Consider the following 4920-nt stretch of genomic DNA (forward strand, 5'->3'; position numbering starts at 1 on the left):
GGCGCCGCAAGGCGAGGTCGAGATCACGCTGGCACAGATCTGGGCCGAGCTTCTCGGTGTGGAGCGGGTCGGACGCCACGACCACTTCTTTGCGCTCGGCGGGCACTCGCTCTTGGCGGTGCAGCTGTTGAGCCGGGTCTCGCTGGCCATTGGCTTCACACTGCCGCTGACCACGCTGTTTGCCAAACCGGTGCTGGCCGATCTGGCCGCGAGTATCATGGATGAGTTGAGCCGCTCCGGCGCGCAAGACCTGCCAGCCATTGTGGCGGTATCGCGTGAAGCGCCGCTTGTGCTGTCGTTTGCGCAGCAGCGGCTGTGGTTTTTGGCGCAGCTGGATCAGAGCAGTACGAACTATCACATTCCGCTCGGGTGGCGGCTCAAGGGTGGGCTCGACCGCAGCGCCTGGCAGCGCAGCCTTGACCGTGTGTTGGCGCGTCATGAGGCGCTGCGCAGCGTGTTTGTCGCGCCGGAGGGCAAGCCCTGGGTGGAGCTGCTGCCGGAGGATGCGGGGCTGCCGGTTGTGGAGCACGATGTGCGGGACAGGCCGGATGCGGACGAGGCGCTATTGGGTCTGTGCAGGGAAGAGGCGCGCACGCCGTTCGATCTGGCGCGTGGCCCGCTGATCCGCGGCCGGCTGATCCGGATCTCGGATGAGGAGCACGTCTTGCTGCTAACGCAGCACCACATTGTCTCGGATGGCTGGTCGCTGGGCGTGTTGGTGCGTGAACTCAGTCAGCTGTACCGGGCCTTCGTGGCCGGTGAAGGCGATCCGCTGCCGCCGCTTGCAATCCAGTATCCGGACTATGCCGCCTGGCAACGGCAGTGGCTGTCGGGCGAGCGGCTGCAGAGCCAGGCGCACTATTGGCGCAACAATCTATCTGGCGCACCGGCCCGTCTGGCCTTGCCGACAGATCGGCCTCGGCCGGCAGAGCAGTCGTTTGCCGGGGCCAGTGTGACGGTCGTGATCGATGCGGATCTGACGCGGGATCTGAAGCGGCTGAGCCGGCAGCATGGCACGACGTTGTTCATGACGATACTGGCGGCCTGGGCGGCGGTGCTGTCTCGTCTGTCGGGGCAGGACGATCTTGTGATTGGCGTGCCGAGCGCCAATCGCAGTCGCCGCGAGGTTGAAGAGCTGATCGGCTGCTTCGTCAACACCCTAGCGCTGCGGCTTGACCTGTCGGGCGAGCCGAGCGTGGCGGAGCTGTTGACGCGGACGCGGCGCTCGGCCTTGGGAGCGCAGGAGCATCAGGACCTGCCGTTTGAGCAGGTGGTGGAGATCGTGCAGCCGCCCCGGCGTCTTGATCACACGCCGCTGTTCCAGGTGATGCTGGCCTGGCAGAACAACGCCGCTGGGACGTTCGACCTTCCTGGGCTGCGTGTGGAGGCGGCGGCAGACGGCTTCGATCAGGTCAAGTTCGATCTGGAGCTGAGCCTTGGCGAGCATGGTGAGGAGATCGCCGGAACGTTGGGTTATGCCACGGCGCTGTTTGATCAGGCGACCATCGAGCGGCAACGAGGCTATCTGCTGGCGCTGCTGCGGGCGATGGCTGCCGATGCGCGGCAAGCGGTCCACCGGATTGAGCTGCTGTCGAGTGCCGAGCGCACGTATCTGCTGGAGGAGCTGAACCGGACGGCGGTGACGTATCCTGAGCAGCAGTGCATCCATGAGCTGTTTGAGGCCCAGGTGCGCCAGGCGCCGGATGCGGTGGCGGTGGTCTATCAGGACCAGCGCGTAAGCTATGGCGAACTCAATGCGCGGGCCAACCAGCTGGCGCATCATCTGATCGGGCTCGGGGTGACGCCGGACCAGCCGGTGGCGATCTGCGTTGCGCGCAGCGTGGCGATGGTGGTCGGGCTGTTGGCGATCCTCAAGGCGGGTGGCGCCTATCTGCCGCTGGATCCGGCCTATCCGTCGGCGCGGTTGCGCCAGATGCTCGAGGATGCGGCGCCGCCGCTGCTGCTGGCCGATGCGGCGGGCCGATCGGCGCTGGGGGCCGATGCGCTGCTCGATCTGACGGTGGTCGATCTAGAGACGGCGACGCCGGAGTGGGCGAACCTGCCGGTCTCCGATCCGGACCCGCGTGCGCTCGGCCTGACCTCGCGCCATCTCGCCTATGTGATCTACACCTCCGGATCCACCGGCACCCCCAAGGGGGTCATGATTGAGCATGCGAGCACGGTGAACCTGCTGCATTGGAGCAGCGACGTGTTTACGGCATCAGAGATCAGCCGCACGCTGTTTTCCACCTCGATCAGTTTCGATCTGTCCGTCTATGAGTGCTTCGTTCCGCTTTCGCAAGGAAGCACGCTCTACCTTGTGGAGAATGCGCTGGCGCTGGCCGGGAGGTCTTTGGAAATCTCTTTGATCAACACAGTGCCCTCGGCGATCGCCCCCCTGGTTGACAGGAAAGCCGTGCCGGTTTCCGCAAGCGTGATCAATTCGTGCGGCGAGCGGCTGAAGGCGGGCCTCATAGAGAAGGCCTTCGAGAGTAGTCGCGTAGAGAAGATTTATAACCTGTATGCGCCTTCTGAAACCACCACGTACTCAACCTGGATCTGCCTGCTAAGGGGAGAGGCTGTCGTTGAGACGATCGGCCGTCCGATTGCGAACACGCGGGTGTATCTGCTGGATGGCTGTGGCGCGCCCGTGCCGTTCGGCGCGGTGGGCGAGCTTTACATTGGCGGGGCGGGGGTAGCACGGGGGTATCTGAACCGGCCCGAGCTGACCGCGGAGCGGTTCATCGCCAGTCCCTTTGTCGAGGGCGACCGGCTGTACCGCACTGGCGATCTGGCGCGCTATCTGCCGGACGGCAATCTTGAGTTTTTGGGCCGCAACGACGATCAGGTGAAGATCCGCGGCTTCCGCATCGAGCCGGGCGAGATCGTCGCGCGGCTTTGCGAGCACGCCTGGGTGCGCGAGGCGGTGGTGGTGGCGGGCCAGAACGGCGCCGGCCACAAGCATCTTATCGCCTATGTGGTCTGCGCGCCCGAGGCCGGCTCGGACGAGGGTGATGGAGGCGGGCTTGCGGGCGCCTTGCGGGCGCACTTAAGTGCGCGGCTGCCGGACTACATGGTGCCGAGCGCGTTTGTGCGGCTGGCGGCGCTTCCGCTCACGGTGAACGGCAAGCTCGATCGCAAGGCGCTGCCGGCGCCGGCCGATCAGGCCTATGCGCTGTCGGCCTATGAGGCGCCGCAAGGCGCGATCGAGACCGCGCTGGCGCAGATCTGGGCCGAGCTCCTTGGTGTCGAGCGCATCGGGCGCAGCGACCACTTCTTCGAACTGGGCGGCCACTCGCTCTTGGCCGTGCAGATGTCGAGCCGGCTGTCACAGGCGGTTGGGGTCGACCTGCCGCTGTCGACGCTGTTCGCAAGGCCAGTGCTGACTTACCTGGCGGCGAGCACCGTCGAGCTGTTGCGCTGCTCCGGTCCGCAAGAGCTGCCGTCGATTGCAGCCGTGTCGCGTCATGAGCCGCTTGTGCTGTCGTTTGCGCAGCAGCGGCTATGGTTTTTGGCGCAGCTGAACGAAGGCAGCACGAACTATCACATTCCGCTGGCCTTGCGACTGCGCGGGATGCTCGACCACAGCGCCTGGCAGCGCAGCCTTGACCGTCTGTTTGCGCGCCATGAAGCGCTGCGCAGTGTGTTTGTCGCGAGGCAGGGCAAGCCCCGGGTTGAGGTTCTGCCGCCGGATGCGGGACTGCCGATAGTTGAGCACGATCTGCGGGAGAGATCGGATGCGGAAGCGGCACTTTTGGACCTGTGTGACGAAGAGGGGCGCACGCCATTCGATCTTGCGCGCGGTCCGCTGATCCGCGGACGATTGGTGCGGATGTCGGACGAGGAACACGTCTTCCTGCTGACCCAGCATCACATCGTCTCGGACGGCTGGTCGATGGGCGTGCTGCTGCGTGAACTTAGCCAGCTCTACCGGGCATTCGAGGCTGGGCACGACGATCCTCTGCCGCCGCTTGCCATCCAGTATCCGGACTATGCCGCCTGGCAACGGCAGTGGCTGTCGGGGGAACGGCTGCAGAAGCAGGCGCAATATTGGCGCAGCGCCCTGGCAGGCACAGCCCGTCTTGTCTTGCCGACGGACCGTGCGCGGCCTGCCCAGCAGTCGTTTGCCGCGGCCACGGTTCCGATCATCGTCAATGCGGATTTGACGCGGGAGCTGAAGCGGCTGAGCCTGCAGCATGGCACGACGTTGTTCATGACGATACTGGCGGCCTGGGCGGCGGTGCTGTCTCGTCTGTCGGGGCAGGACGATCTTGTGATTGGCGTGCCGAGCGCCAATCGGGGGCACCGCGAGATCGAAGGGCTGATCGGGTTCTTCGTCAACACGCTGGCGCTTCGGCTGGACCTGTCGGGTAAGCCGCGCGTGTCGGAGCTTCTGGAGCGGACACGGCGCACGGTGCTGGCTGCGCAGGAGCATCAGGACCTGCCGTTCGAGCAGGTGGTGGAGATCGTGCAGCCGCCCCGGGCTCTTGATCATACGCCATTATTCCAGGTGATGCTGGCCTGGCAGAACAACGCCGCTGGGACGTTCGACCTTCCTGGGCTGCGTGTGGAGGCGGCGGCAGACGGCTTCGATCAGGTCAAGTTCGATCTGGAGCTGAGCCTTGGCGAGCATGGTGAGGAGATCGCCGGAACGTTGGGTTATGCCACGGCGCTGTTTGATCAGGCGACCATCGAGCGGCAACGAGGCTATCTGCTGGCGCTGCTGCGGGCGATGGCTGCCGATGCGCGGCAAGCGGTCCACCGGATTGAGCTGCTGTCGAGTGCCGAGCGCACGTATCTGCTGGAGGAGCTGAACCGGACGGCGGTGACGTATCCTGAGCAGCAGTGCATCCATGAGCTGTTTGAGGCCCAGGTGCGCCAGGCGCCGGATGCGGTGGCGGTGGTCTATCAGGACCAGCG

At 65.3% G+C, this 4920-nt stretch carries 1 protein-coding gene; it reads left to right on the forward strand.

Going from position 1 to position 4920, the window contains the following annotated elements:
• The coding region (locus tag AB3X94_RS41170) for an amino acid adenylation domain-containing protein (RefSeq protein WP_368614423.1) at positions 1-4920 on the forward strand (4920 nt) is incomplete at both ends.

Source organism: Paraburkholderia sp. BR10923 (assembly GCF_040948765.1).
GTDB lineage: Bacteria > Pseudomonadota > Gammaproteobacteria > Burkholderiales > Burkholderiaceae > Paraburkholderia > Paraburkholderia youngii.